Origin of the sequence: Nonomuraea sp. NPDC050547 (assembly GCF_044457345.1) — a bacterium.
Lineage (GTDB): Bacteria > Actinomycetota > Actinomycetes > Streptosporangiales > Streptosporangiaceae > Nonomuraea.
The window spans coordinates 13,517-40,377 of record NZ_JBITGW010000005.1 but is presented as its reverse complement, the minus strand read 5'-3'; the positions used below and the strand labels follow the sequence as shown (position 1 = coordinate 40,377).

21 protein-coding genes are annotated in these 26,861 nt (G+C 70.3%); 13 read left to right on the top strand and 8 right to left on the bottom strand.

Annotated elements, in window-relative coordinates; all coding sequences use genetic code 11:
- The first annotated feature begins 83 nt into the window (after positions 1–83).
- Genes ACIBHY_RS14005 through ACIBHY_RS13995 form a run of 3 tightly spaced genes read left to right on the top strand, consistent with a single transcriptional unit; the run spans position 84 to position 4,360 of the window.
- Positions 84–2,246: a ribonucleoside-diphosphate reductase subunit alpha gene (locus ACIBHY_RS14005; RefSeq protein WP_397243422.1), complete on the top strand. Its 2,163-nt coding sequence runs from the start codon at positions 84–86 to the stop codon at positions 2,244–2,246.
- Positions 2,247–2,284: 38 nt separating this feature from the next.
- Positions 2,285–3,241: a ribonucleotide-diphosphate reductase subunit beta gene (locus tag ACIBHY_RS14000; protein WP_397306834.1), complete on the top strand. Its 957-nt coding sequence runs from the start codon at positions 2,285–2,287 to the stop codon at positions 3,239–3,241.
- A 54-nt stretch (positions 3,242–3,295) separates the two neighbouring features.
- Complete coding sequence (locus tag ACIBHY_RS13995) at positions 3,296–4,360, top strand: mechanosensitive ion channel family protein (RefSeq protein WP_397306833.1); 1,065 nt, start codon at positions 3,296–3,298, stop codon at positions 4,358–4,360.
- Between the two features lie 86 nt (positions 4,361–4,446).
- Here ACIBHY_RS13995 and ACIBHY_RS13990 read toward each other — a convergent pair whose 3' ends face one another.
- Both ACIBHY_RS13990 and ACIBHY_RS13985 read right to left on the bottom strand, forming a co-directional pair.
- Entirely contained in the window at positions 4,447–5,283 is an 837-nt protein-coding gene (locus ACIBHY_RS13990; RefSeq protein WP_397306832.1) for a cytochrome c biogenesis CcdA family protein, read from the bottom strand.
- A complete protein-coding gene (locus ACIBHY_RS13985; protein WP_397306831.1) occupies positions 5,280–6,035 on the bottom strand; it encodes a DsbA family protein in 756 nt (251 codons plus the stop codon). The genes ACIBHY_RS13990 and ACIBHY_RS13985 overlap by 4 nt, the downstream gene beginning before the upstream one ends.
- A gap of 111 nt (positions 6,036–6,146) precedes the next feature.
- Here ACIBHY_RS13985 and ACIBHY_RS13980 point away from each other — a divergent pair, with 111 nt between their 5' ends.
- Positions 6,147–6,938 carry an alpha/beta fold hydrolase gene (locus ACIBHY_RS13980; RefSeq protein WP_397243432.1) on the top strand — a complete coding sequence of 264 codons (792 nt, stop codon included), beginning with the start codon at positions 6,147–6,149 and terminating at the stop codon, positions 6,936–6,938.
- Positions 6,939–7,073: 135 nt separating this feature from the next.
- A complete protein-coding gene (locus ACIBHY_RS13975) occupies positions 7,074–7,682 on the top strand; it encodes a helix-turn-helix domain-containing protein (RefSeq protein ID WP_397306830.1) in 609 nt (202 codons plus the stop codon).
- Here ACIBHY_RS13975 and ACIBHY_RS13970 read toward each other — a convergent pair.
- Positions 7,636–8,418, bottom strand: a complete 783-nt coding sequence (locus ACIBHY_RS13970; protein ID WP_184962234.1) for a DeoR/GlpR family DNA-binding transcription regulator — start codon at positions 8,416–8,418, stop codon at positions 7,636–7,638. The two genes, ACIBHY_RS13975 and ACIBHY_RS13970, sit on opposite strands and share 47 nt — an antisense overlap.
- A 48-nt stretch (positions 8,419–8,466) precedes the next feature.
- On the opposite strand from ACIBHY_RS13970, the gene ACIBHY_RS13965 reads away from it, so the two are divergent.
- From ACIBHY_RS13965 to ACIBHY_RS13935, 7 genes are all read left to right on the top strand, one after another.
- Positions 8,467–10,395 carry a DUF5107 domain-containing protein gene (locus ACIBHY_RS13965; protein WP_397306829.1) on the top strand — a complete coding sequence of 643 codons (1,929 nt, stop codon included), beginning with the start codon at positions 8,467–8,469 and terminating at the stop codon, positions 10,393–10,395.
- A 195-nt stretch (positions 10,396–10,590) separates the two neighbouring features.
- The gene (locus tag ACIBHY_RS13960; RefSeq protein ID WP_397306828.1) at positions 10,591–11,877 is read left to right on the top strand and encodes an extracellular solute-binding protein; all 1,287 of its coding nucleotides are present in this window, start codon (positions 10,591–10,593) and stop codon (positions 11,875–11,877) included.
- A 14-nt stretch (positions 11,878–11,891) separates the two neighbouring features.
- Positions 11,892–12,818 (top strand): carbohydrate ABC transporter permease, encoded by a 927-nt coding sequence (locus ACIBHY_RS13955; RefSeq protein ID WP_397306827.1) that lies wholly within the window; start codon positions 11,892–11,894, stop codon positions 12,816–12,818.
- Positions 12,815–13,630: a carbohydrate ABC transporter permease gene (locus tag ACIBHY_RS13950; protein ID WP_397306826.1), complete on the top strand. Its 816-nt coding sequence runs from the start codon at positions 12,815–12,817 to the stop codon at positions 13,628–13,630. Before ACIBHY_RS13955 ends, ACIBHY_RS13950 begins: the two co-directional genes overlap by 4 nt.
- Before the next feature lie 13 nt (positions 13,631–13,643).
- Positions 13,644–15,128: a right-handed parallel beta-helix repeat-containing protein gene (locus ACIBHY_RS13945; protein WP_397243444.1), complete on the top strand. Its 1,485-nt coding sequence runs from the start codon at positions 13,644–13,646 to the stop codon at positions 15,126–15,128.
- Positions 15,129–15,154: 26 nt separating this feature from the next.
- Positions 15,155–17,173: a DUF5107 domain-containing protein gene (locus ACIBHY_RS13940; protein ID WP_397306825.1), complete on the top strand. Its 2,019-nt coding sequence runs from the start codon at positions 15,155–15,157 to the stop codon at positions 17,171–17,173.
- Positions 17,170–18,120, top strand: a complete 951-nt coding sequence (locus ACIBHY_RS13935) for a Gfo/Idh/MocA family protein (protein WP_397306824.1) — start codon at positions 17,170–17,172, stop codon at positions 18,118–18,120. The genes ACIBHY_RS13940 and ACIBHY_RS13935 overlap by 4 nt, the downstream gene beginning before the upstream one ends.
- Here the strand turns inward: ACIBHY_RS13935 and ACIBHY_RS13930 are convergent.
- The 4 genes from ACIBHY_RS13930 to ACIBHY_RS13915 form a co-directional block, all read right to left on the bottom strand.
- Entirely contained in the window at positions 18,074–19,072 is a 999-nt protein-coding gene (locus tag ACIBHY_RS13930) for a hypothetical protein (protein ID WP_397306823.1), read from the bottom strand. The two genes, ACIBHY_RS13935 and ACIBHY_RS13930, sit on opposite strands and share 47 nt — an antisense overlap.
- 122 nt (positions 19,073–19,194) lie before the next feature.
- A complete protein-coding gene (locus ACIBHY_RS13925; RefSeq protein WP_397306822.1) occupies positions 19,195–20,817 on the bottom strand; it encodes a substrate-binding domain-containing protein in 1,623 nt (540 codons plus the stop codon).
- A 13-nt stretch (positions 20,818–20,830) separates the two neighbouring features.
- Positions 20,831–21,730, bottom strand: a complete 900-nt coding sequence (locus ACIBHY_RS13920) for a carbohydrate ABC transporter permease (RefSeq protein WP_397243454.1) — start codon at positions 21,728–21,730, stop codon at positions 20,831–20,833.
- Positions 21,727–22,698, bottom strand: coding sequence for an ABC transporter permease (locus ACIBHY_RS13915; protein WP_397097121.1), 972 nt, complete (start codon positions 22,696–22,698; stop codon positions 21,727–21,729). Before ACIBHY_RS13915 ends, ACIBHY_RS13920 begins: the two co-directional genes overlap by 4 nt.
- Before the next feature lie 136 nt (positions 22,699–22,834).
- Between ACIBHY_RS13915 and ACIBHY_RS13910 the strand changes: the two genes are divergently transcribed.
- The gene (locus ACIBHY_RS13910) at positions 22,835–25,588 is read left to right on the top strand and encodes a glycoside hydrolase domain-containing protein (RefSeq protein ID WP_397306821.1); all 2,754 of its coding nucleotides are present in this window, start codon (positions 22,835–22,837) and stop codon (positions 25,586–25,588) included.
- On the opposite strand, the gene glgC is transcribed toward ACIBHY_RS13910, so the two are convergent.
- On the bottom strand, positions 25,557–26,792 hold the full coding sequence (glgC, locus tag ACIBHY_RS13905) for a glucose-1-phosphate adenylyltransferase (RefSeq protein ID WP_379623734.1): 1,236 nt from the start codon (positions 26,790–26,792) through the stop codon (positions 25,557–25,559). The genes ACIBHY_RS13910 and glgC overlap by 32 nt on opposite strands.
- Positions 26,793–26,861: the final 69 nt, after the last annotated feature.

Here is a 26,861-nt window from a genome sequence, read left to right as displayed (position 1 = left end):
GCGGCCGGGGGATCTCCGTACTTGCCGTGTGCGCTCTCGCGTGCCCTCGCAGGGGGAAAGCTCGCTCGCGAGGAGTGTTGCACGTGACGCAGATCGTTGAGATGGATCGGCGGCTGGCCATCGAGGAGGCGGCGGCGCGCGTGATCGCCGACCCGGCCAACTCCCGGGTCGCCGCACGGTTGCTGGCCGAGGAGATCGCCGACGAGGCGGCGGGCCACGGTGTCCGCTCGTTCTCGGACTCCGTCGCCGCCACGCACGCGGCCGGGCTCATCCAGGACGCGCTCGCCGGTTTCGTCCGGGAAAATCGTGAAGAGCTGGACGCCCTCATCGACGCCGACGCCGACGAGCGGTTCGAGTACTTCGGCCTGCGCACCGTCTACGACCGCTACCTGCTGCGCCACCCCGAGACCCGCAAGGTGCTGGAGCGCCCGCAGCACTTCATGCTCCGCGTCTCCTGCGGCCTGTCCCAGACGGTCGGCGAGGCCGCCGAGCTGTACGCCTTGATGTCGACGTTGTCCTATCTGCCGTCTTCTCCGACCTTGTTCAACTCCGGCGCGCGCCGGCCGCAGCTGTCGTCGTGCTTCCTGCTGGACTCGCCCCGGGACGAGCTGGAGTCCATCTACGACCGGTACGGGCAGGTCGCCCGCCTGTCCAAGTACGCCGGCGGCATCGGCATCTCCTGGACCCGGGTCCGCTCGCGCGGATCGCTCATCAAGGGCACGAACGGGCACTCCAACGGCATCGTGCCGTGGCTGCGCACGCTCGACTCCTCCGTGGCCGCCGTCAACCAGGGCGGCCGGCGCAAGGGCGCGGCCTGCGTCTACCTGGAGACCTGGCACGCCGACATCGAGGAGTTCCTGGAGCTGCGGGAGAACACCGGCGAGGACGCCCGCCGTACCCACAACCTGAACCTCGCCAACTGGGTGCCGGACGAGTTCATGCGCCGCGTGGAGTCCGACGGCGTGTGGTCGCTGTTCGACCCCAAGACGGTCCCGCACCTCACCGACCTGTACGGCGACGCCTTCGACACCGCCTACCGCGCCGCCGAGGCGCAGGGCCTGTACACGCGGCAGATGCCGGCCCGCACCCTGTACGGCCGGATGATGCGCACGCTCGCCCAGACCGGCAACGGCTGGATGACCTTCAAGGACGCCGCCAACCGCGTCTCCAACCAGACGGCCAGGCCGGAGAACGTCATCCACCTGTCCAACCTGTGCACCGAGATCCTGGAGGTGACCAGCGACGGCGAGACCGCGGTCTGCAACCTCGGCTCGGTCAACCTGGCCGCCCACGTCACCGGCGCCGGCCTGGACTGGGAGCGCCTGGCCGGCACCGTCCGCACCGCGGTGCGCTTCCTCGACCGCACCATCGACCTGGGCTTCTACCCGACGCCCGAGGCCGAGAAGGCGAACAAGCGGTGGCGGCCGATCGGGCTCGGCGTCATGGGCCTGGCCGACGTGTTCTTCGCGCTGCGCCTGCCGTTCGACTCGCCGGAGGCGCTGGCGCTGTCGACCAGGATCGCCGAGGAGATCGCCCTCGCCGCCTACGCCACCTCCGCCGATCTGGCCGTCGAGCGGGGCCGGCACCCGTCCTACGACGACACCCGCGCCGCCCAGGGCGTGCTGCACCCCGACCACTACGGCGTCGGCGCCTCCGAGCGCTGGGACGCGCTGCGCGCCAGGATCGCCGAGACCGGGCTGCGCAACTCGCTCATGATCGCCATCGCGCCGACGGCGACGATCGCCTCCATCGCCGGGTGCTACGAGTGCATCGAGCCGCAGGTGTCCAACGTGTTCAAGCGCGAGACGCTGTCGGGCGAGTTCCTGCAGGTCAACCGGTACCTGGTGCGCGACCTTCAGGAGCGCGGGCTGTGGACGCAGGACCTGCGCGACGCCATCAAGCGGGCCGACGGCTCCGTCCAGGACATCCCCGGCATCCCGGATGAGCTGAAGGTGCTCTACCGCACCGCGTGGGAACTGCCGCAGAAGGCGCTGATCGACCTGGCCGCGGCGCGCACGCCGTACATCGACCAGTCGCAGTCGCTGAACCTGTTCATGGCGACGCCCACCATCGGCAAGCTCTCCTCGATGTACGCCTATGCCTGGAAGAAGGGCATCAAGACCACCTACTACCTGCGCTCACGACCGGCCACCCGGATCGCGCAGACCACCGTTCAGACGACCCCCGTCCAGGAAGCGATCGCCTGCTCCCTGGAGAACCCCGAGTACTGCGAGGCGTGTCAGTAATGCTGCTAGACCCCGGAATGGACCTGACGCTCCGTCCGATGCGCTACCCCGACTTCTACGAGCGCTACCGGGCGGCCATCCGCAACACGTGGACGGTCGAGGAGGTGGACCTGCACTCCGACCTGGCCGACCTGGCCAAGATGTCGCCGCAGGAACGCCACCTGATCAACCGCCTGGTCGCCTTCTTCGCCACCGGCGACTCCATCGTGGCCAACAACCTGGTACTCAACCTGTACCAGCACGTCAACGCTCCTGAGGCGCGCCTCTACCTGTCGAGGCAGCTGTTCGAGGAGGCGGTGCACGTGCAGTTCTACCTGACGCTGCTCGACACCTACCTGCCCGACCCGGACGAGCGGGTCAAGGCGTTCGCCGCGGTGGACAACATCCCCTCCATCCGCGACAAGGCCGAGTTCTGCTTCCGGTGGATCGACTCGCTGTCCAGCCTGCAGCGGCTGGAGACGCGGGAGGACCGGCGCACCTTCCTGCTCAACCTGATCTGCTTCGCCGCGTGCATCGAGGGCCTGTTCTTCTACGGCGCCTTCGCCTACGTGTACTGGTTCCGCTCCCGCGGCCTGTTCGGCGGCCTGGCCACCGGCACCAACTGGGTCTTCCGCGACGAGTCGATGCACATGGAGTTCGCCTTCAGCGTGGTGGACACCGTGCGCGCCGAGGAGCCGGACCTGTTCGACGACGAACTGGGCGAGCAGGTCACCCAGATGATCGAGGAGGCGGTCACGGCCGAACTGGCCTTCGCCCGCGACCTGTGCGGCGACGGCATCGGCGGCATGAACGTCGAGCACATGCGCGAGTACCTGGAGTACGTGGCCGACCAGCGGTTGTCCAGGCTCGGCCTGAAGAAGAAGTACGGCACCGCCAACCCGTTCGCGTTCATGGAGCTCCAGGACGTGCAGGAGCTCGCCAACTTCTTCGAGCGCAGGGTGTCGGCCTACCAGGTCGCGGTCGAGGGCAACGTGTCCTTCGACGAGTCCTTCTGAGATCTCCGGCACCATAGGGGGAGTGTGATTTTTCGCGACAGGTGAGGAGTGACTGTGTCGACCTGGGCGATCCTGGCCCTCTCGGTGGCAGGGGCGATCATCGTCGTGGAGGTGGCCCGCAGGCTGCTGTCCAGGGCGGGCGCCAAGTGGGGCCTGGCCAGGCACCTCGTCGAGCACTGCACGTGGGCGGGCTACGCCACGGCCGTGGTCATCGCGGCCAACGTGGCCTTCGTGCCCGCCATGTTCGGCGGGACGCCCCAGGAGCGGACGATCGGCGAGAGCGTCGACCGGGTGCTCGGGCTGATCACGATCGCCTGCGTCACCTGGCTGATCGTCGGCGCCTCCTACGCCGTCACGGATGTCATCCTCGACCGCCTCGTGCTGGTCGAGGGCGAGCGCAACCGCCGCGCCCGGCGGATCATGACGCAGATCGCGCTGGTCCGCCGGGTCGCCACCGCCGTCATCATCGTCGTGGCGCTCGGTGCGATGCTCTTCTCCTTCCCGCAGGTACGCGCGCTCGGCGCCGGTCTGCTCGCCTCGGCGGGCATCGCCGGCGCGATCGTCGGCATCGCCGCCCAGTCCACGATCGGCAACATGCTGGCCGGGCTGCAACTGGCCTTCAGCGACGCGCTGCGCCTGGACGACGTGGTCGTGGTCAACAACGAGTGGGGCCGCATCGAGGAGCTCACGCTCACCTACGTCGTCCTGCGGCTGTGGGACGAGCGGCGGCTGGTGCTGCCGGTCTCGTACTTCACCACGAACCCCTTCGAGAACTGGACCCGGCACGGCAGCCGCGTCCTGGCGGTGGTTCACCTGCGGGTGGACTGGGCGGTGCCGGTCGACGCCCTGCGCGAGGAGCTGTACCGCTTCATCCAGGAGAACCCGCTCTGGGACCAGAAGGACTGGACCCTCCAGGTGACCGACGTGCTGCCCAACGGCCTGGTGGAGCTGCGCGCGCTGATGAGCGCCGCCGACTCGGCCTCGGCGTGGGACCTCAAGTGCGACGTGCGCGAGCACCTGGTCGGGTACGTGCGCGAGAACCATCCCGAGTCGCTGCCGCGCTTCCGCGTGGACCTGCCGACCGGCGCCCAGACGACGTCCTGGTCAGCCGAAGCCTGACCCGCCCTGCTCCTGTTCCCGGGCCTCGTCCCGGGCCGGCTTCTGGCCCTGGTCAGCCGGAGCCTGGCTGGGCCGTCCCCGTCCGGTCATCGGCGGGCGCGGGCCAGACCCCAGACGGTGGCCGCGACGAGCGCCACCGCCCCGGCCCCGACCAGCACCAGATCCGGTACGCCCGCCGCCCACGCGCCGACCCGGTCCTCGAAACCCTCCGGCACCGGCCCGGCCAGCGCGGCGGTGCCGTCGGTCACCAGGAACACCACGCCGAGCGCCACGAAGACCAGCCCCGACAGCGTGGAGGTCGTGTGCAGGCGAACGGGGCCGATCCGCAGCCGGCCGATCCCGACCGGCCCCAGCTCGACCCCGCGTCCGCGCAGCCACCGGCGCCGCCCCAGGTCGTAGCGCTCCCACAGCAGGGCGAGCAGCAGCAGCGGCGCCGCCATCCCGGCCGCGTACACGGCCAGCAGCACCGCCCCCCGCACCGCGTCACCCGAGGCCGCGGCCACGGTGAGCACCGCGCCCAGGATCGGGCCCGCGCAGAACCCGGCCAGCCCGGAGACCGCGCCCAGCCCCAGCACCGCCCAGGGCGAGTCGCCGCCCAGCCGGGAGCGCAGCCGCTCCACCGGCCCGAGCGTCCAGCCCCGCCCGGCGATCTGCAGCACGCCGAAGCCGATCAGCGTCCACCCGGCCACCGTGACCAGCAGCTCGCGGTGGCCGTAGAAGACCCGGCTGGCCAGGGCCGAGCCCATGCCCAGCGGGACCAGCACCGTGCACAGCCCGGCGTAGAACAGCGCCGTCCTGCCCGCCAGCGCCCGGCCGGTCGGGAAGGCGTAGCAGAAGAAGGCTGGCAGGAGCATCGCGCCGCACGGGCTGACCAGCGAGAACAGGCCGCCGAGGAACGCGGCGGCGTAGCCGATCTCGGTCAACGCGCCCGCCTGGCCTTCTCGATCGCCTTCTGGAAGGCGGCCACCGGCTGGGCGCCGAACAGCAGTTCGCCGTTGATGAGGAAGGCGGGCGTGCCGGGCAGGCCGAGCTGGAGCGCGAACTCCAGGTCGGCCTGTACGGCCTGCCGTACCGACGGATCCTTGCGGTCACGCTCGAAACGCGCGACGTCGAGCCCGGCCCGAACGGCGGCCTCGCGCAGACCGGCGTCGCTCAGCGCCACCTCGCCCGAGTAGAGCACGTCGTGAAACGGCCAGAAGCGGTCCTGGCGGGCGGCGGCCCGGCCGGCGTGGGCGGCGCGGGTGGAGTCGCGGCCCCTGATCGGATAGTCGCGCCAGAAGAGGCGGGCGATGCCGGTGTCCAGGTATTGGGTCTTGAGCGCCGGGGCGATCTCGCGGGCGTAGCGGCGGCAGCTCGGGCACTTGAAGTCGCCGAACTCCTCGATCGCCACGAGCGCGCCCGGCCGGCCCAGGGACAGGCCCGCCTCGACGCCGGGCGCGGTCGGGCCCACCCAGGTGGGCACGTCCGAGGCGGTGGGGGAGGGCGTGGAAGGGGAGGGCACGGAGGAGCCGGAGGAGGGAGCGGGGCCGGGCGTGGCGGGCTCGGCGGGTCCCGCGCTCGGACCGGGGTCGCGGCGCAGCGCGGCCACTCCCAGAACGGTCAGCGCCGCCGCCCCCGCGAGCGCGTCTGCCAGCACCCGCCGCCGTGATCGCTCCCGGGGCAGGTCATCAGTCATCCCCTCCATCTTGGCATCCGATGAGCCCGCCGTTGACGCGATATATCTTGACTATCCCGAAGACGCGATATATCGTCTCTCACGATACGCCGACAGAGTGGGTGATCGCGCATGACAAAGCTCGCCTCAGCGGACGGGACGCTGATCAGCTACGAGAGCATCGGAACCGGACCCGGGATCGTCGTCCTCGGCGGTGGCCGGGTGGCCGGGCGCGGATACCGGGCGCTGGCCTGGTATCTGGCCGACTCCTTCACCGTGCACCTCCTGGACCGCGACACCCGCCTCGCCGGTTACAGCATCGACCGGGTCTGCGACGACGTCATCACGGTCATGGCGGAGACCGGGTCCACGCGCCTGTTCGGGCACAGCTCCGGCGGGCTGGTCGCGCTCGAGACCGCGCTGCGGCACCCAGTGGAGAAGCTGGCCGCCTACGAACCGGCCGTGAGCGTCAGCGGAGGGCTGCCCCGGGACTGGCTGCCCGCCTTCGAACGGGCGGTCGCCGAGGGCCGCACGCTGGAGGCGCTCGCCCGGCAGATCAAGGGGCTGGAGATGGCGGGGCCGTTCGGCGGGCTGCCGCTCTGGCTGATCAAGACCATGATCGCGCTCACGCTGCGCGGCGAGCGCCGCCAGGGGTACGTGGAGGTGCTGCCCAGGGTGCCCGCCGAGATGCGGGAGGTGCTGAGGCTCGACTCCGACGGCCTGCGCTACCGGGACACGGCCGCCGAGACCCTCCTGCTGACCGGCGAGCGCGGGCCGGCGTACCTGCTGAGTGCCGCGGCCGTCCTGAACGACGTCATCCCGGCCTCGCGGCTGGTCGAACTGCCCGGACTCACCCACGACGCGCCGAACGACAGCGCCCCGGCCCAGGTCGCCCACGCGATGCGGGGCTTCTTCGCCGCCTAGCGGTTCCGGCGACGGGGCCGGGCGGCGCCGCGGGGGCGGCCGCCCGGCAACGCCGGTCGCGCGGAACGCCGGTCGCGCGGAACGCCGGTCGCGCGGCTTGGCAACGCCGGTTGCCGTATCCGGGACAATGGGGGTATGGAAGACGTCATCGCCCAGGTGGGGCCCCGGCTCAAGCGGCTGCGGACCGAGCGCGGGGTCACGCTGTCCGCGCTGGCCGAGGCCACGGGCATCTCCAAGAGCACGCTGTCACGGCTGGAGTCGGGCCAGCGCCGGCCCAGCCTGGAGCTGCTGCTGCCGATCGCCCAGGCCCACCAGGTCCCGCTGGACGAACTGGTCGGCGCGCCCGAGGTGGGCGACCCCCGGGTCAGGGTGGTGGCGCGCACCGTCAACGGGCGCACCGTGCTGCCGCTGACCCGCCAGCCCGGCGGGCTGCAGGCCTACAAGATGGTGATCCCCGCCGACCAGTGCGTCCCGGAGCCGCGCACGCACGAGGGCTACGAGTGGATGTACGTGCTGTCGGGACGGCTGCGCCTCGTGCTGGCCGACCACGACATCGTGCTCGGCTCGGGGGAGGCGGCGGAGTTCGACACCCGGCTGCCGCACTGGTTCGGCAGCGCGGGCGACGGGCCGGTGGAGATCCTCAGCCTGTTCGGCCGCCAGGGGGAGCGCATGCACGTACGCGCCAAGCCCGCCGGGGTCACACCTGAACGATCCGCACCCCGGACTCCGCGAACCGGGCGGTGAGGTCGGCCGGCGCGGTCGAGTCGGTCACCAGGACGTCGATCTGGGCCAGCGGGCAGATGCGGGAGAAGGCCCGCTTGCCCAGCTTCGACCCGTCCGCGACGATGATCACCTGGCGGGCCTTGGCGGCCATGAGCTGGTTGATGGCGGCCTCACCCTCGTTGTGCGCGCTGGCGCCGTGGTCCACGTCGAGGGCGTCGACGCCGAGCACCGCCACGTCCAGCGCGATGCGCTCCAGCATGCCGGTGGCCACCGGGCCCACCAGCTCATACGACTGGGCGCGGGCCGAGCCGCCGGTGGTGACCACGTGCAGGTGGGGGCGTACGACCAGCTCGTGGGCGATGTTCAGGGCGTTGGTCACCACGGTCAGCGCCGGGCCGCGCTGGTCGCCGCCGAGGTCGCGGGTGGCCAGGGCGCGCGCCACCTCGGTCGTCGTGGTGCCGCCGTTGAGGCCGACCGTCGAGCCCTCCGGCACGAGGGCGGCGGCGGCCGAGCCGATGCGCTGCTTCTCCGGCGCGTGCTGGGCGACCTTGTAGCGCAGCGGCAGGTCGTAGGAGACGCTGTGCGCGATCGCGCCGCCGCGGGTCCTGGTGAGCAACTGCTGCGCGGCCAGCTCGTCGAAGTCGCGCCTGATCGTCGCGGTCGACACGTCGAGCTTCTCGGCGGTCTCGACGACGTCCAGCTGCCCGGCCTCGGCGACCATCTCCAGCAGGACGTTCCAGCGTTCGTACCGGTTCACCTGGCCAATCATGCAGTTAATGCGCGATATGTGCAAAGATATGCCGAAATGCTGAGCATCTCCTCTGTCCGGCTCCCGGTTTCGCCGCTCGGCCCGGAGAACCCGCTGCCGCCGCTCCACACGCTGACCGACCCGCGCGGCGGCCTCGAGACGACCGCGGCCGACGCCGAGATGGCCGCTCAGCTGGCCTATGGGCATGCCGGGTCGCTGCTGCCGTACACCTTCCAGGACGGCTACGGGCGTGAGCGGGCCGAGCGGGAGCTGAAGACGGCTGTGCTCGACAACGGCGTGCTGCGCGCGGAGTTCCTCCTGGAGTACGGCGGGCGGCTGCGCTCCCTGATCCACCAGCCGACCGGCCGCGAACTGCTGCACCGCCCGCCGCACCTGCAACTGGCCAACCTCGGCCTGCGCAACGCCTGGTTCGCCGGGGGAGTGGAGTGGAACCTCGGCACGTTCGGCCACACCGCGCTGGCCTGCGCGCCCCTGCACGCGGCCCGCGTGACCAGGCCGGACGGCGTGCCGGTGCTGCGCATGTACGAGTGGGAGCGGCTGCGGCGCCTGGTCTACCAGATCGACGCGTGCCTGCCGCCCGGCTCGCCCGTGCTGCTCGTGCACGTGCGCGTGTACAACCCGTTCCCCGTGGACGCGCCGGTCTACTGGTGGTCGAACGCCGCCGTGCCGCAGACCCCGGGCACGCGCGTGCTCGCCCCCGCGAGCCAGGCCTACCACTTCTCCTACGACGGCCGGCTGCGCCGCGTGCCGGTGCCCAGCTGGCAGGACTCCGACCAGTCCTACCCGGGCCGCAACGAGCAGGCCGCCGACTTCTTCTACGAGCTGCCCGACGGCGAGCGCCGCTGGATCGCCGCCGTCGACGAGTCCGGCGCCGGGCTGGCGCAGGTCTCCACCGATCTGCTGCGCGGGCGCAAGCACTTCCGCTGGGGCGCCAGCCCCGCCGGGCGCAACTGGCAGGACTGGCTGTCCGGCCCCGACCGCCCCTACCTGGAGATCCAGGCGGGCCTGGCGCGCACGCAGCTCGAACACGTCCGCCTCGCGCCCCGCTCGGCCTTCTCCTGGACGGAGGCCTACGGGCTGGCCGAGGTCGAGGACGCGCACGGCGAGTGGGAGCGCGCGGCCGCCGGTGCGGGCGAGGCGGTCGAGCGGCTGATCCCCCGCGACCGGCTGGCGTCCGAGCACGAGCAGGCGGTACGGCTGGCGGCAGCCGTACCGGAGGAGACGCTGCACGTCGGCAGCGGATGGGGCGCGCTCGAACGCCGGGCCCTCGCCAAGCGGCGCAGCAGAGCGCTGAACCTGCCCGCCACGCCGTTCGCCGACACCACGATCGGCCGCGACCAGCAGTCGTGGCTCTCGCTCGTGCGCAAGGGCTTCATCCCGACCCCGGCCCCGGCGTTGCCGCCCTCCTCCTACACCGTCGGACCCGAGTGGCGGGCCCTTCTCGAGGCGGCGGAGCCGACCTGGTTCACCCGGTTCCACCTGGGCGTGAACGTCTACCACGACGGCGACCACGACGGCGCGCGCGCCGCCTGGGAGGAGTCGCTGGAGTGCGCGCCCAACGCGTGGGCGCTGCGCAACCTGGCCGTCCTGGAGCCGGAGCCCGGCGCGGCGGCCGAGCTCTACCTGAAGGCGCACGCGCTCTCGCCGCGCCTGCGCCCGCTGACCATCGAGACGCTCTCGGCGCTGCTGGCCGGCGGCCGCCCCGCCGACGCGCTCGCGCTGATCGACAAGCTGGGCCCGGCCGACCGCTGGCACGGGCGCATCCGGCTACTGGAGTGCCGGGCCGCCCTGGACGGCGGTGACCGGGCCAGGGCCCGGCGCATCCTCGACACCGGCCTGGTCGTCGACGACCTGCGCGAGGGCGAGGACTCGCTCGACGCCCTGTGGTGGGACTACCACGGGCAGCCGCACACGCACGCCTCGCGCCTGCCGTGCCGCTACGACTACAGCGTCAAGCAGTACTGACCGTCTTCGCCTCCTGAGGTCTTTCAGCACCTCCAGTGCAGCTTTTCTCGCACTCCTTGCAGGAGTGTGCATCTTTATGCGCAAAAAGCGTCGCTTAGTGCACGATGTGATCAAAGTGTTGCATGTACTGCCTTGTTTGGCGCTTTAAGCCGGTTCTAGGGTGCCGCAACAGGTAATCGCGAAAGGTGAACCGATATGCGCGCACCCAAGGTCCTGGCGGCCGGTGTCGTGGCCGCCCTGGCGCTGACCGCCTGCGGCGGCGGCGACAAGAGCACCACGGAGGAGAAGGGCGGCCAGTTCACCTACTGGTCGATGTGGAAGGAGAACGAGCCGCAGGCCAAGGTCATCAAGGCCGCGATCGACAAGTTCCAGGCGGAGACCGGCACCAAGGTCACGGTCGAGTGGCAGGGCCGCGACATCCGCACCAAGATCGGCCCGGCGATCGCCGCGAACAAGGCGCCCGACCTGGTCGAGAACGGCTTCGACGTGATCAGCTCGCTGCTCGCCTCGACCGGCCAGGCCCGGGACCTCACCCCCGTCTACGACAGCGAGGTGCCCGGCGAGGGCAAGAAGGTCTCCGAGGTCATCCCCGCCAAGTACCTGGACGCGATGCCGAAGGACCCCGACGGCGTCACCCGCTGGATCGTCCCCTACGTGCTCAACTCGGCCGTGTTCTACTACAACAAGGCCGACGCCGACCTGGCCAAGACCCCCGCCACCTGGGACGACTTCGTCAAGCTCTGCGAGACGCTCAAGGCGAAGGACAAGGCGTGCGTCGCCTCCGACGGCGACAACACCTGGACCAACTTCCTGTTCATGGACTACCTGCTGGTCCGCGACAACGGCCCCGGCACCATGGGCAAGATCGTCAACGACAAGAGCGGCGCCGCCTGGGACCAGCCGGGCATTCTGGAGACGGCCAAGCGCATCGAGGCGTTCGTCAAGGCGGGCCACATCCTCAAGGGCTACGACGCCAGCAAGTACCCCGCCCAGCAGACCAACTGGGCCACCGGCAAGGCCGCCTTCCACCTCGACGGCACCTGGGTGCCCAGCGAGGCGCAGAAGAACCTGGCGAGCGGCTTCAAGGTCGGCGAGTTCGCGGTGCCCACGACCAAGGGCAACAACACCGAACTCGACATCATCCCCCTCGGGTTCGCCATCCCCAAGCGGGCCAAGAACCCCGAGCCCGCGCAGAAGTTCATCGCCTACTTCCTGAAGAAGGACAACATCTCCGGCATCTCGACCGAGGCGAAGAACATCACCCCGCGCGCCGACGTGCCCGCCCCCGAGGAACTGCTCGACGCGCAGAAGCTGCTCACCGACAGCCCGAGCCGCCTGCCCATCGACGGCGTCTCCGGCGACTACCTCGACAAGGCGCTCTTCCCCGCCTTCAGCGAGCTGTGGCTGGGCAAGGCCACGGCCGAGCAGTTCATCACCAAGGCCAAGGAAGGCCACCTCGCCTACTGGAAGGCCAACGGCTAGTGGCGGTCACCTCCATGGCCGCACCCCGGCGGGCCCGCGCGGCCCGCGGGGGCCCGCTGGAACGGCAGGCCAGCCGCCTGTTCTGGCCGTTCGTCGGCCCGGCGCTGGCCTTCTACGCCCTGCTGTTCCTGGCTCCGATCGCCTACGCCGCCTGGACGAGCCTGTACAAGTGGGACGGCATGGGCGCCATGCAGTGGCGCGGCCTGGGCAACTACCAGACGCTGCTGGACGACCAGGCCTTCCACCACTCGGTGATCAACACCGTGAAGATTCTGGTCGTGGGCGGTGTCTCCACCTTCGCGATCAGCTTCCTGCTCACGCTGGCGCTGCGCGAGATGGCCGGCAAGATGTTCGCCCGCTCGGTGCTCTTCTTCCCGTGCCTGGTCAACGCGCTGGTCTTCGGGATCGCGGCCGGGTTCCTGTTCGGGCCGACCGGGCCGGTCAACAAGATGCTGAACCTGCTCGGCATCGACGCGGTGCCCAAGTGGCTGTCGATCGACAACCTGCCCGCGATGATCATCGCCACCATCGTGTGGACGGCCACCGGCTACTACACCACGATCATCATGGCCGCCGTCGACCAGATCCCGACCTACCTGTACGAGGCGGCCGAGCTCGAAGGCGCCAACGCCTGGCAGCGGTTCCGGCACGTCACGCTGCCGCTGTCGTGGGAGGTCGTCAGCGTCTGCGCGGTGCTCTGGACGGTCAGCTCGGTGAAGGTCTTCGAGATCGTGCTGCTGTTCGGCGGCGGCGCCACCGTCAGCAGCGCGCCCATCCAGACCTGGACCACGGCCATGTACGTCTACTACTCCGCCTTCCCCGGCAGTTCGGTGCCCAAGCTGGGCCTGGCCGCCGCGGCCGCCGTCGTCAGCCTGATCATGGTCGGCGTGTTCGTGCTGATCCTGCGGCGAATGATGCGCAGGGAGCGGGTGTCGCTGTGAGGCGGATCGGGCACACGATCGTCTGGCTCCTGGTCGCCGCCGACCTGGCGCTGCTGGCCTGGATCTTCGTCACCTCGCTGCGCGACACCCAGTCGATCTTCAACGAGCCGTTCGGGCTTCCGGTGCCGCCACAGGGCGGCAACTGGGCCAAGGCCTGGGCCGACGGCGGCTTCAGCAGCGCCGCGATCAACAGCGTCGGGGTCGCCGCCGTCTCCTCCCTGATCGCCGTCGCGCTGGCCGCACCCGCCGCGTACGCGCTCGCGCGCCGCCGTACCAGGACCTCGAACGCGCTGACCATGACCTTCGCGCTCGGCCTCGGGGTGCCGGGGCAGGTGCTGCTGGTGCCGTTGTTCGTCGGGCTGGCCGCGGTGGAGCTGACCGACAGCTTCGTCGGGCTGACCGTCGTCTACATCGGCCTGGCCATGCCGTTCACCGTCTACCTGCTGACCGGGTTCTTCGCCGGCATCCCCGTGGTGCTGGAGGAGGCGGCGGCCATCGACGGGGCCTCCGGGCTGCGCGCCTTCGTCAAGGTCGTGCTGCCGGTCGCGCGGGGCGGGCTGATCACCGCGTTCCTGCTGCAGTTCATCGGCGCGTGGAACGAGACGTTGTTCGCGATCGCGCTCATGACCAGCGACGACAAGATCACGCTGCCGGTGGCGCTGGTCAACTTCGTCGGCCTCCAGCAGTACGCCGGGCGCGACTGGGGAACCATGTTCGCCGGCATCTGCATCATCCTCGCCCCCATGGTCGCGCTGTTCTCGTGGCTGGGCACCCGCATCATCCAGGGCATGACCGTTGGCATTGGGAAATAAGGAGATTTTTCGCGTGAAAGCTCTGCTTGTCGGTTTGGCGCTGGTCGGGCTCACCGCCACGCCCGCACTGGCCCAGCCCACCCCCAGCACGCCCACCCTCGGCCACGGCCGCGCCGTTCACGTCGACTGCCAGTCGCGCAAGACGCCCAAGGGCACCGTCGGCCGTCCGCTCACCTCTCTCGCCCAGGTCAACGCCCTCGCCCTGCGCCCCGGCGACCGCGTGTTGTTCAAGCGCGGCTCCACCTGCACCGGCGCCCTCGCCCCGCAGGGCTCGGGCCAGGCCGGCGCGCCGATCCGCGTCGACGCCTACGGCCGCGGCGCCAAGCCCCGCATCCAGGGCGGCGGCGCCGACGACGCGGTCAAGCTGCACAACCAGCAGCACTGGGAGATCGCCAACCTCGACGTCGCCAACACCGGCGCCACCGCGGGCAAGCGCCGCGGCGTGCGCGTCAGCGCCCGCGACGCCGGTACCCTCCGGCACATCGTGCTGCGCGACCTCGACGTGCACGACGTCAACGGCGACGACTCCAAGGACGAGTACGGCTCGGCCGGCATCACCATGTGGGTCGAGGGCAACACCACCCCCACGCTCTTCGACGACGTCCTGATCACCGGCAACACGGTCACAAGCGTCGACCGCTCCGGCATCTTCCTCTTCTCCACCTGGAACCTCTCCGGCTGGGGCCGGGAGCCGGGCAACCGTCACGTTCCCTGGACCGGCGTCAAGGTCGAGCGCAACACCGTGACCGACGTCGGCGGCGACGGCATCGTGCTGGGCAGCGTCACCGGCGCCCTGGCCGAGCACAACCGCGTGCACGGCTTCCAGCGCCGCTCCCAGGGCTACAGCGTCGGGCTCTGGACCCACAACTCCGACAACGTGGTCATCCAGTTCAACGAGGTCAGCGGCGGCGAGACCACCCGCGACGGCATGAGCTTCGACGTGGACGAGAACGGCTTCGGCACCGTCTTCCAGTACAACCGCAGCCACGACAACCAGGGCGGCTTCCTGCTCCTGTGCAACGCCGCCGGGAAGATCAAGGACGCGGTCGTGCGCTACAACCTCAGCGTCAACGACCACTTCCGCGGCGTCGAGAACTGCGGCGGCGGCATCGAGAGCGCCGCGATCTACAACAACACGTTCGTGATCGGCGACGGCGTCACCCAGACCGTCATCAACGAGAACAACGCCAACCCGCGCAACGTCCTGTTCGCCAACAACATCGTCGTGACCAGGGGCACCGGCAAGGCTGCGTTCAAGCTGCGCTCCGGCGGATACAAGCTGGAGAACAACCTCCTGAACGGCGTGGCCGTACCGGACGGCGCGACCGGAACCGTCACCGGCGACCCGCTCCTCACCGACGAGGGCAAGCTCCAGCAGGGCTCGCCCGCGCTCCAGAAGGGCCGGGAGATCGCGGCCAACGGCGGCCGCGACCACTTCGGCAACCCGGTCACCTGTACGCCCGACATCGGCATGCACCAGCTCACGACCTGCAACTGACGATCCACCCACTCGGGGACCACCACATGACCAGCACTCTGCGCGGCGGCACGCTGCGCCTGCCCGCGACCGATCCGCCCCGGCACGGCCCGCTGCCGATCCTGCACGGAACCCGGGTCAGGCCCGGCATCACCGGCGCCGATCCCGAGATGACCGCGCAGATCGGTTACGGCCAGCCGTACTCGCTGCTGCCGTACACGCCGCAGGACGGTTACGCGCGCACCCGCCGCGAGCGCGAGCTGCCCGTGGTGGTCCTCGAGAACTCCCAGCTCACCGCCACCTTCCTGCCCGGGTACGGCGGGCGGCTGTGGTCACTGGAGCACCGCCGGAGCGGCCGGGAGCTGCTGCACCGCAACCCCATCCTCCAGCCCGCCAACCTGGCCCTGCGCGACGCCTGGCTGGCCGGTGGCGTCGAGTGGAACCTCGGTGCCACCGGCCACTGGCCCCTGACCTGCTCGCCTCTCCACGCCGTCCGCCTGACCAGGGCGGACGGGACGCCGATGCTGCGGCTGTACGAGTTCGAGCGGATGCGCCGCCTGCTATTGCAGATCGACGCGTGGCTGCCGGAGGACTCCCCGGTGTTGTTCGTCCGGGTCACCATCCGCAACCCGGCGCCCGCCGAGGTGCCGGTCTACTGGTGGTCCAACATCGCCGTCCCCGAGGGGCCCGGCGTGCGGGTGGTGGCGCCCGCGGACCGGGCCCACCACTTCGACTACACCGCCGAGCTGCGCGTGGTCGGCTTCCCGGTGCTGGACGGCATCGACCGCAGCTACACCGACGAGGTGCCGCGCTCGGCCGACTACTTCTTCGAGATCCCGCCGGCGGAGCGGCGCTGGATCGCCGCCCTCGACGCCGGGGGCCGGGGCCTGGTCCAGACCTCGACCGACCCGCTGCGCGGGCGCAAGCTGTTCCACTGGGGCACCGGCGCCGGCGGGCGGCGCTGGCAGGAGTGGCTGAGCGGGCCGGGCTCGCGCTATCTGGAGATTCAGGCGGGGCTGGCGCGTACCCAGCTGGAGCACGTGCCGATGCCGGGCAACACGTCGTGGACCTGGGTGGAGGCGTACGGGCTCCTGGAAGCCGACCCCGACCGGGTGCACGGGTCGTGGGACGAGGCGCGTTCGGCGGTGTCGGAGGCGCTCGACCGGCTCGTTTCCCGGGAGACGCTGGAAGAGCAGGCCGAGGGCTTCTCCGGGGAGGCGGTACGGCTGGCCCACGGGTCCGGGTGGGCCGCGCTGGAGACCGCCGCCGGGGCGCTGCCCGAGCTGGACGGCCTGCCGTACGGGGAGATGGGGGAGGAGCAGGCTCCTTGGGCGGAGCTGCTGGCGACCGGCAGGCTGCCGGTCGGCGACCCGCCCGCCGCGCCGGTGACCGGGCCGAGGTGGCGCGCGCTGCTGGAGGCGCACCCCGCCGACTGGCACGCCCGCTACCACCTGGGCCTGGCCCGCTATGCCGACGGCGACACCGAGGGCGCCCGCGCGGCGTGGAAGGAGTCCCTGGCCCTGCGGCGCACCCCGTGGACGCTGCGCTGCCTGGCCGAGAGCCTGCGCCTGGAAACAGCCGAGAGCCCGCATCCGGAGACGGACGCCGGCTCGCGCCTGGAATCGGACGGCGCGGCCTCCGCGACGGATGGCGCTCGGTCTGAGGTGGCTGAGCTGCTGGCCGAGGCCTGTTCACTGGCGCCGCAGGTGCCGGAACTCGCCGTCGAGACCCTGCGCGCGCTGCTCGCCGCCGGGCGCCCGGCCGATGCGCTGGCCCTCATCGACGCGCTCCCCGCGGAGCAGCGTTCCCGCGGCAGGGTTCAGCTGATCGAGACGCAGGCCGCTCTGGACGCGGGCGACCTGGAACGTGCCGGGAACGTTCTCACCAGCGGCATCGAAGTGGACAACCTTCGCGAAGGTGAGATATCCCTGGACGCCGTCTGGTTCGCCTACCACGAGCGCCGCCTGTCCGGCACCGGCCCGGTCACGCCGGAGCTCGCCGAACGGGCACGCAGGGAGAACCCGCTGCCCAGCCGTTACGACTTCAGGATGCAGGTGTCCGAATGAGATGGGGTATCGCCGCCACCGGCGGAATCGCGCGGACCGTCGGCAGGGTCATCGCCGCCGAGCCGGGCATGCGCGTGTCCGCCGTGGGCTCGCGCTCGAAGGAACGCGCCGCCGTCCTGGCCCAGGAGCTGGACGCGGAGCTCGCCTTCGGCTCCTACGCGGAGCTGTGCGCCGCCGACGAGGTGGACGCGGTCTTCGTCGCCACCCCGCACGCCCAGCATCTGGAGATCGCCGCCGCGGCCATCGCCCACGGCAAGGCCGTGCTGTGCGAGAAGCCGCTCACCGCCCGCCTCGACGAGGCCGAGCGCATGGTCGCCCTCGCCCGCGAAGCCGGGGTGTTCCTGATGGAGGCGATGTGGATGCGGTTCAACCCGCTCATCCAGAAGATCGCCGCCGACGAGCGCTTCGGTGAGATCCGCGGGGTCCAGGCGGCGTTCGGGTTCCCGCAGCCCTACGACCCCGCCCACCGGCTCTGGGATCCGGCCCTGGGCGGCGGCGCCCTGCTCGACCTGGGCGTCTACCCGTTCGCGCTGGCCCAGCTGCTGCTCGGCACGCCGGTGGACATGCACGTGACCGGCTCACTCGGCCCCTCCGGCGTGGACGCGGAGGCGGGCGTGCTGCTGGCCTACGGGGGCGGCCGCCGGGCGCTGCTGGACACCTCGCTGCTCAGCCCGCACCCCAACAGCGCCACGGTGATCGGCACCGAGATGCGCGCCGACATCCCCGCCGCCTTCTGGGCGCCCCGCCGTATCGTCCTGACCAGGCCGGGCGCCGAGCCGGAGGAGCACGTGCTGGACCCAGAGGAGAACGGCTACCGCGGCGAGGTCCGCGAGGTCGCCCGCGCCGTCGCGGAAGGCCGCACCGAGAGCACGATCATGCCGCTGGACGACAGCCTCGCCGTCATGCGTCAGCTGGAGGAGGCCCGGCGCCGGCTCGGCGCCCGATGATCCCCTCGGCCGCCCGCCGCAGCCTCGGCAGGAACGCGCGCACCTGGTCCGCGCGTTCCTCCAGCGACCCGATCCGCAGGTCGGCGAGCATCTCGTGGAAGCCGGGGGCGTCGCCGCCCAGGATGAGCAGGCTGCGCGCATAGGTGACGGCGATCCAGAACATCGCCTCGCGGTGCAGCCCGCGCTCGATCAGCTCCCGGCTGCCGTCCACCGCGATATGCCTGGCCTGCGGGGAGATGTCCGATGCGAAGGAGTACGGCGAGCCCTCCACCCGGGCCGCCTGGTCGAACACCCTGGTCATCGCCGCCAGGTGCCGTTCGACCCGGCCCGGGGACAGGTGCTCGCTGCCCAGCAGCTCCAGCAGCCGCTCGTAGAGCGCGGCGCGGCCGTACGGCATGAGCATGATGCGCACCGCCGGATAGCGCAGCCGCACCGTCGGGTTGCGCAGCCCCGCCGTGAGCAGCACGTGCGTGGTGACGCCCGTCGCGAACAACAGCCGCAACACCTTCATCGGGTACGGCTGCGCCTCGTCCATGGCCGCCAGCCCCTTGAGTATGCCGCTCTCCGCGTGCTCGCGGCGTTCGCGCACCCAGCGCGGCTCGGCCCAGGCGGGCTCCACGGCGGCCTGCAGCTCGCGCAGCCGCCCGGTGGGGTCGGCCAGCACGTTGTCGTCCTTGAACGCCCCGGCCAGGTGGTAGTCGCCGAGGATCGCCGCGGCCGACGGAATGCGCTCCCACGTGAGGTAGGTGGCCTCCAGCAGGGCGCCCTCGAAGCGGAACTTGCCCAGCTTGTGCCGCTCCTCGGCGACGAGGACGAAGACGTCCACGTCCGAGGCGGGCGGCAGGTCGTCGTCACGGGCGAGCCAGGTCGCCGACCCGCTGAGGAACGCTCCCTCGCACTCGATCCCCGCCACCCAGCGCGCCGCCGCCTGGCGCGCTTCTTGCACGTTCACGCGTGTTTCCTATTCGTCCAGGGACCGGGCACTCTACCGATTCGGCGGGGTTTGGGGGAGAGTTTCGGACGCCTGGATACGCGAGGGGCCGGTGTGGCAGTCCACACCGGCCCCGGCGAAGATCAGCCCGCCTTGGCGATCGACTCCTCGAACTCCTTGCGGATCTTGTCGCCGCCGCCGCTCTTCCACTCCTCCACGACCGACTTGAAGTCCGTCAGCGGCCGGCGGCCGGTGACGGCGTCCTCGATGTACTCGTAGACCTTCGAGGTGAGCGACTGGCCCTTGTCGATGTTGGTCTCGGAGTAGTGGCCGAGGATCGGGCTCGGCTGGGAGATCTCCAGCAACTGCTGCTGGGCGGTGTGGATGGCCTTGGTGGTCTCGTCCATGCCCGGGTAGTAGAGGAACTCGGGCGACTGGGTCATGAACTTCAGCTGGTTGCTGAAGGCCAGTTGGGTCTCGCCCTCCTTGGTCTTGACCGGCGCGCCCTTCTCCATCTTGTGCTGGGTTCCGGCGACGCCGTAGTTGAGGAAGAACCACTCCTCGCTGCCGAACGGCGCGGCCAGGTAGTCCAGCACCTTGAGCAGCATCTTGGTCTTCTTCTCGTCGTTCTTGTTGCTGATGCCGGTGAAGCCGACCGAGCCCCTGGCCAGGTTGTGCACGCCCTTGCCGCCGTCGTGGCCGAAGGGGACGAACGTGGTCATCTCCCAGGCGGTGCCGTAACCCGGCTGGTTGGGGACGCCGACCCAGCCCGCGCCCGACAGGACCTGCGCCGCGACCGTGCCCTGCGCGACCTTCGACGCGATGTCGGTGATCTTCGGGTCCGGGTAGAAGACACCGGCCTGGAACGCCTTGATCGCCATCTCGATGGCCGAGACGTACTCCTGGGTCTCGAACATGTGGGTGAGCTTGCCGCCCTCCAGCTTCCACGTGTTGACGCCGCGGAAGATCTGGTTGAACTGGGCGACGGCGTTGACGTAGGCGGGCTCCAGCGCCCAGCGTCCGGCCTTGGCGTCGGTGAGCTGCTTGAACTTCTCGACCAGCTCGTCGGGGGACTTGGCGGTGAAGCCGTCGACGGAGTCCCAGGACTTCTTGTTGCCGGCGTAGACCTGGCCGAAGAAGCTGTAGGGCACCGGGACGCCCCAGATCTTGCCGTTCATCACCGCGGCCTGCCAGGTCATCTCCTGGAAGTTGGCCAGGTTCGGGTACTCCTTGACCGCGTCACCCGAGACGAACGGCGTCAGGTCGACGAACTTCGCCTCGGCGAGCTGGGCGATCTTGGTCAGGCCCTGGTTCGGGGCCACCCACATGAAGTCCTTGATGTCGCCGCCCGCGACGATCGTGTTGAACTTCGTCGGGTAGCCCTCGTCGTTGCCGGTGTCGAGCTGGAAGGTGACGCCGAGGCGCTTGTTGACCTCCTGCCAGAAGGCGTTGCCGCTCATCTGGGGCACGATCGGGCCGTCGTAGTAGGTCAGGCCGGTGATCGTGGAGCCGTCGCCGGGGACCGCCTTGACCGACTTCACCGGGCTCGCGGGGAACTTCAGGAAGCCCGGGTCCAGGCCCTGGGCGTTGCCGGGCAGGTCGGGGGTCGGGCCCGCGAACGGCACGTACGTGGGCATCTTCAGCGGGCCGCCCGCGGCCCCGGCCTTGGAGCCCGCAGTGCCGCCGCCCGAGGTGGAGCAACCGGTGACCGCGACGGCCGCGGTCAGCCCGGCCAGGCCCAGGAAGGAACGCCGGTTGAGGTTCATGTGCAGGCTCCTTTTAGCCCTTGATGGCGCCCGTGAGGACGCCCTTGACGAAGTACTTCTGGAGGAAGGGGTAGACGCAGACGATGGGGGCCACGGCGCAGACCAGGACCGCCATCTTGATCGCCTGACCCGGAGGCAGGTGGGCGATGCCGAGGTCACCGGCGTTCATCTCGCCGGCCTCGATGATGTAGGAGCGCAGGATCATCTGCAGCGGATACTTGTCCGACTGGACGTAGAGCATCGCGTTGAAGAAGGCGTTCCAGTAGCTGACGGCGTAGAAGAGGCCGACGACCGCCAGCACCGCCTTCGACAGCGGGAGGATCACCTTGCGCAGGATCGTCATGTCGGTGGCGCCGTCCATGCGGGCGGCGTCGAGCAGTTCGTCGGGCACGTTCATGAAGAACTGCCTGACCACGATCACGTTGAAGGCGTTGAGCAGTACCGGAAGGACCAGAGCGGCGTAGGTGTCGAGCATGCCGAGCTGCTTGACCATGAGGAAGCTCGGGATGATTCCCGGTGCGAAAAGGAACGTTCCCAGCATCATCAGCACGATCCAGCGGCTGCCGAGTGAGCCGGGGCGGCTGGTGCCGTAGGCGATCATGATGGTGGCGAGCATGCTCAGCGCGGTGCCGATCACCGTGACGCCGACCGTCACGAGCGCGGCTTTGGTCACCACGCCGCCCGACATCAGGACCTGGTAGGCCTCCAGCGTCGGCTCTGATGGGATGAGCACCCAGCCGCCGGCCGCGCGCAGTTCGTCGGCGCCGGCCAGGCTGGTGCCGACGGCGAGCACGAACGGGTAGAGGACGAGCACGCAGATGATCGTGAGTGCGATGCCCTTGGTGGCGCGGCCGAGGATCGTGGGCTTTTCCATCCACGGCGGCATCGGGGGCAGCGCGAACGGATTCCTCATCGGTTGTAGACCCCCTGCTCTCCGAGCCGGTGCGCGAGTTTGTTGGCCGCGAGCATCAGCGCGGCGCCGATGATGCCCTTCATCAGGCCGGCGGCGGTGCTGATCCCCCAGTTGCCGTCGATCACGCCGTTGTAGAAGACGTAGGTGTCGATCACCTCTGAGGCGTTGGCGCCGACGAATTTTCGTTGCAGCAGGATCTGCTCGAAGCCGACCGAGAGGATGTCACCCAGCCGCAGGATGAACAGCATGATCAGCACGGGCCTGATGCCGGGCAGCGTCACGTGCCACAACCTGCGCCACTTGCCGCCGCCGTCCACGGCCGCCGCCTCGTAGAGGTTCTGGTCCACGGCGACCAGGGCGGCCAGGAACATGATCGTGCCCCACCCGCAGTCCTTCCAGATGACCTGGCTGGTCATCAGCAGGGAGAACGTGTCGGGGTTGTTCATGATGTTCAAGATGCCGATGTCGTTCTGGCGCAGGAACATGTTGAGCGAACCCGCGCCGCCGAAGACCTGCTGGAACATGGCCACGACGATGACCCACGACATGAAGTGCGGCAGGTAGACCACGGTCTGCACGAGGCGCTTGAGCCGGTTGCCGAGCATGCCGTGCAGCAGGAGCGCCAGCGCCAGCGGCGCGGGGAAGTACAGGAACAGCTGGAGAAGGGTGATCTCCAGCGTGTTGCCGACCGCCTTCCAGAAGGCCTCGTCCGCGAGCATCGCGGTGAAGTTCTCGAACCCGACGAACGAGCTCCCGGTGAACCCCAGGAACGGCGCGTAGTCCTGGAACGCCACGACGTTGCCGAGCAGCGGGATGTAGAAGAACAACACGAAGTACAGCGCACCCGGCAAGGCGAGGAAGAACAGGGTCTTGTCCCTACGCCAGCGCCCGGCGCGCTTCCCGCTCGCCTCGCCCTCGGTACGGCGTTGCCCCTGTGGGGGGCGCACTGCCGACTCGACCGTCGTCACGTCTCACCTTCGTCCGGATTATTGGGGGATTGATCCGACATCGTGCGAGATGCCAACCGCCCTGGTCAATAGTGTTCGCAGTATTTATGAAAGAGACATCTTTAATCACCGTTGGGCACACGTTAGCCTGTCCGCCATGCTGCAACCCCACGAGGCCGTCTCCTTCTGGGCTCCCGTCGAGCTCGGCAACCACCGCGTGACCGTCCTGGTCGAGACGGAAAGCCCGCTGGTGACGGTGCCCGTGCCATGGATCCCGCCCCAGCACCACCGGGGCTCCGGCCTCGTGCGAACGGCCGGCGGCGAGGAGGCCGGCCGCGCGCACGCCGTCCCCGGCGGCTACGCCTTCGCGCCCACCCATGGCAGGGGACGCTACGTTCTCTACTACACTGCGTACGAGAACGCGGCGACCCCGCAGTACCCTCAGCACGAGTACCTCCCGCCCACCGGTGACCTGCCCGAAGGCCCCTCGGGCACGTGCGTGGTGGAGTCCTACGAGGCCCGCACCGAGCACGACCGCTACACCGACATGGAGCGTCCCGCCCCCGCGCAGGAGGGCTTCCTCGCGTTCGGCGAGAGCCGCGAGCACCCCATCCGGATGCGCGCCCTGCCCGCCCGCTGGCTGGAGCGCGAGCCCGGCCCCGTCCGGCTGCGGGCCGACCGCGGCGACCACCTCGCCTTCCAGATCGGCGTGTACGGCTCCCGCCCCCTGCGCGACGTCCGCGTGGAATGCGACCTGCCGGGCTTCACCTGTCACACCCTCGGCGGCACCGACCACCTCGGCCGCGACTTCACCCGGCGCCTGGATGTGAGCGCGCACACAGTGCAAGCGCTCTGGTGCGGAGCGCTCATTTCCGAAAGCGAGTTCACTGTCCGGGTGTTCACGGAGGGTGAGCAGCCGCTGACGGTCGACTTCGTGGTGGAGCTCAGCGATCGGACCTCCGACGACCACGGCGACGGCGATCCGGCCAAGCTGTCACGGCTGCGCTGGCTCGACTCCCGGCGCTTCGCCGACGACACCGTGGTGCGCCCGTTCACGCCGGTCACCGTGGACGGCGCGCGGCTCGGCGTGCTCGGCCGCACGGTCACGCTCGGCCCCGACGGGCTGCCCGCCGCCCTGACCTCGTACTTCACGCTCGAGGTGACGCTCGGGCAGGAGGCCGTGCAGGTGCTGTCGGGGCCGGTCGGCTTCGAGGTGCCCGGCCACGCGTGGGCGAGCGACGGGTGGCGGATCACCTCCCGGAGCGCCGCGGCCGTGACCTGGGTGTCGCGCTGGCGGGCCGGGGACCTGACGCTCGACCTCGACGGGCGGCTGGAGTTCGACGGGACGCTGGAATACCGGCTCGACCTGTCCGCGCATGCCGATGCCGACCTGGACGACACCCGGCTGAGCGTGCCGCTGGCGGCGCTGCCGTACCAGATGGGGCTGGGGCGGCCCGGAGGGGCGCGCGCCGAGCTCGACTGGCGCTGGGACGTCAGCCGCAACCAGGACGCGCTATGGGTCGGCGCGGTCAACGCCGGCGTGCAGGTCAGGCTGAGCGACGAGCACTACACGCGCCCGCTCAACACGAACTTCTACCACCAGCGTCCGCTCGTGCTGCCCGGCTCGTGGCACAACGGCGGGCGCGGCGGCGTCCGCCTCGACGACGAGCGACTGCTCTGTTACGGCGGGCCGCGGCGCATGGCGGCAGGGGAAAGGCTCCGCTTCGACGTACGGCTGACGCTGACCCCGTTCAAGCCGATCGACACCGCCGCCCACTTCCGCGAACGCTACTTCCACGCCTACCGGCCCGCCCGCGAGGTCCTGGAGGCCGGGGCCACCGTGGTGAACACCCACCACGCCACCGAGGTCAACCCCTACATCAACTACCCGTTCCTGGCCGTCGACCGGCTCAAGGAGTACGTGGACGAACTGCACGCGGCGGGCCTGCGCGGCAAGGTCTACTACACGGTGCGCGAGCTGACCACACGGGCGCCCGAGCTGTGGGCGCTGCTCAGCCTGGGCGACGAGGTGCTCGCCGCCGGGCCGGGCGGCGGCGGCGCCTGGTCGCGCGAGCACGTCGGCGACGGGCGGCTGCCCGCCTGGTTCGCCACCGCCACCGACGACTCCTCGCTCATCACCAGCGGCCAGTCGCGCTGGCACAACTTCTACGTCGAGGGCCTGGACTGGCTGGTGCGCAACGTCGGCGTCGACGGCATCTACCTCGACGACCTCGGCTTCGACCGCGAGGTGATGAAACGCGTCAGGCGGGTGCTGGACCAGCGGCCCGCCCCGCTGATCGACCTGCACTCGGCCAACCAGTTCAACGCCAAGGACGGCTACGCCAGCAGCGCCAACCTCTACCTGGAGCACATGCCGTACGTGGACCGGCTGTGGTTCGGCGAGTACTTCGACTACAGCGCGCACCCCGACCAGTGGCTGGTCGAGACGTGTGGCATCCCGTTCGGCGTGATGGGCGACATGCTGCAGGACGGCGGGCACCCCTGGCGCGGCCTCGTCTACGGCATGACCAGCCGGGTCTACGGCGGCGGCGGCGGCGACCCGCGGAGCATGTGGCGGCTCTTCGACGCCTGCGACCTGCCGTCCGCGGCGATGTACGGCTACTGGTCGCCCTCGGCGCCGGTCCGGGCCTCGTCGCAGGCCCGCGCGACCACCTACGTCGGGCCTGCCGGCTCCCTCGTCGCCATCGGCAGCTGGCACGACGGGCCGGCCGACGTCAAGCTGGAGATCGACTGGGACGCTCTCGGCCTCGACCCGCGCACCGCCGTGGTGCGCTCGCCCGCCGTCGAGGGGCTGCAGGAGGCGGCGCTGTTCTCCGCCTACAAGCCGGTGCCCGTCGAGGGCGGACGGGTGCTGTGGATCAGCGGTCCACGATCTCGTTCTTCCCGATGATCACCACGCCGCCCCTGGTCACGGCGAAGCGCGTCCGGTCGTAGTCCAGGTCGAAGCCGATCCTGGCGCCGTCCGGGATCACCACGTTCTTGTCGACGATCGCCTTCCGCACGATCGCGCCCCGGCCGACCTTGACGTTGTCCATCAGCACCGAGTCCTCCACCAGCGAGTGCGAGTGGAGGACCACCTTCGGCGACAGGATCGAGCGGACCGCGGTGCCGCCGGAGACGATCACGCCGGGGGAGACGAGCGAGTCGATCGCCCGGCCCACCCGGTCGCCGTCGTTGTGCACGAACTTCGCCGGAGGCAGCGGGTCGTGGCCGGTGAAGATGGGCCAGCGGTCGTTGTACAGGTTGAAGACCGGGTGCGCGGCGATGAGGTCCATGTGGGCCTCGTAATAGGCGTCGAGCGTGCCGACGTCGCGCCAGTACCCCCGGTCGCGCTCGCTGGAGCCCGGCACCACGTTGTTGGCGAAGTCGTAGACATCGGCCACGCCCGACTTCACCAGCATCGGGATGATGTTGCCGCCCAGGTCGTGCTTGCTGGTCGGGTCGAGGGCGTCCTCGCGCACCGCGTCGATCATCGCCTGGGTCTTGAACACGTAGTTGCCCATCGAGGCGTAGACCTCGTCGGGCGAGTCGGCCAGGCCCACCGCGTCCTTCGGCTTCTCGCGGAAAGCCACGATCTTGCGTCCGGCCGGGTCGGTCTCGATGACCCCGAACTGGTCGGCCAGCGACAGCGGCTGCCGGATCGCGGCCACCGTGACGTCCGCGCCCGACGCCTCGTGCTGGGCGACCATCTGGCGCGGATCCATCCGGTAGATGTGGTCGGCGCCGAACACGATCACGTGCTCGGGCATCTCGTCGTAGATCAGGTTGAGGTTCTGGAACAGCGCGTCGGCCGAGCCCGAGAACCAGCGCGGGCCCAGCCGCTGCTGCGCCGGGACCGGCGTCACGTAGTTGCCCAGCATCGCCGACAGCCGCCACGTGCGCGACACGTGCCGGTCGAGGCTGTGGTTCTTGTACTGCGTGAGCACCACGATCTTCAGGTAGCCGCCGTTGGCCAGGTTGGACAGCACGAAGTCCACCAGCCGGTACATCCCGCCGAAGGGCACCGCCGGTTTCGCCCTGTCCGCCGTCAGCGGCATGAGCCGCTTGCCTTCTCCACCGGCCAGCACCACCGCGAGAACCCTGGGGGACGTCATGACCAGGAAGCTACCCCGAAATCCGGCAAGTACGAACAACCTCGCGGACCGAGCGCTGCGTCCTGCCGC

What these genes read in the sequence shown, in the direction of transcription:
- ACIBHY_RS13975 (WP_397306830.1), top strand. Translation starts at nt 7,074, where the DNA reads ATGGAAGACGTCATCGCCCAGGTGGGGCCCCGGCTCAAGCGGCTGCGG.
- ACIBHY_RS13925 (WP_397306822.1), bottom strand. Translation starts at nt 20,817, where the DNA reads ATGAACCTCAACCGGCGTTCCTTCCTGGGCCTGGCCGGGCTGACCGCG.
- ACIBHY_RS13985 (WP_397306831.1), bottom strand. Translation starts at nt 6,035, where the DNA reads ATGACTGATGACCTGCCCCGGGAGCGATCACGGCGGCGGGTGCTGGCA.
- glgC (WP_379623734.1), bottom strand. Translation starts at nt 26,792, where the DNA reads ATGACGTCCCCCAGGGTTCTCGCGGTGGTGCTGGCCGGTGGAGAAGGC.
- ACIBHY_RS13920 (WP_397243454.1), bottom strand. Translation starts at nt 21,730, where the DNA reads ATGAGGAATCCGTTCGCGCTGCCCCCGATGCCGCCGTGGATGGAAAAG.
- ACIBHY_RS13980 (WP_397243432.1), top strand. Translation starts at nt 6,147, where the DNA reads ATGACAAAGCTCGCCTCAGCGGACGGGACGCTGATCAGCTACGAGAGC.
- ACIBHY_RS13935 (WP_397306824.1), top strand. Translation starts at nt 17,170, where the DNA reads ATGAGATGGGGTATCGCCGCCACCGGCGGAATCGCGCGGACCGTCGGC.
- ACIBHY_RS13960 (WP_397306828.1), top strand. Translation starts at nt 10,591, where the DNA reads ATGCGCGCACCCAAGGTCCTGGCGGCCGGTGTCGTGGCCGCCCTGGCG.
- ACIBHY_RS13965 (WP_397306829.1), top strand. Translation starts at nt 8,467, where the DNA reads ATGCTGAGCATCTCCTCTGTCCGGCTCCCGGTTTCGCCGCTCGGCCCG.
- ACIBHY_RS13955 (WP_397306827.1), top strand. Translation starts at nt 11,892, where the DNA reads ATGGCCGCACCCCGGCGGGCCCGCGCGGCCCGCGGGGGCCCGCTGGAA.
- ACIBHY_RS13940 (WP_397306825.1), top strand. Translation starts at nt 15,155, where the DNA reads ATGACCAGCACTCTGCGCGGCGGCACGCTGCGCCTGCCCGCGACCGAT.
- ACIBHY_RS14000 (WP_397306834.1), top strand. Translation starts at nt 2,285, where the DNA reads ATGCGCTACCCCGACTTCTACGAGCGCTACCGGGCGGCCATCCGCAAC.
- ACIBHY_RS13910 (WP_397306821.1), top strand. Translation starts at nt 22,835, where the DNA reads ATGCTGCAACCCCACGAGGCCGTCTCCTTCTGGGCTCCCGTCGAGCTC.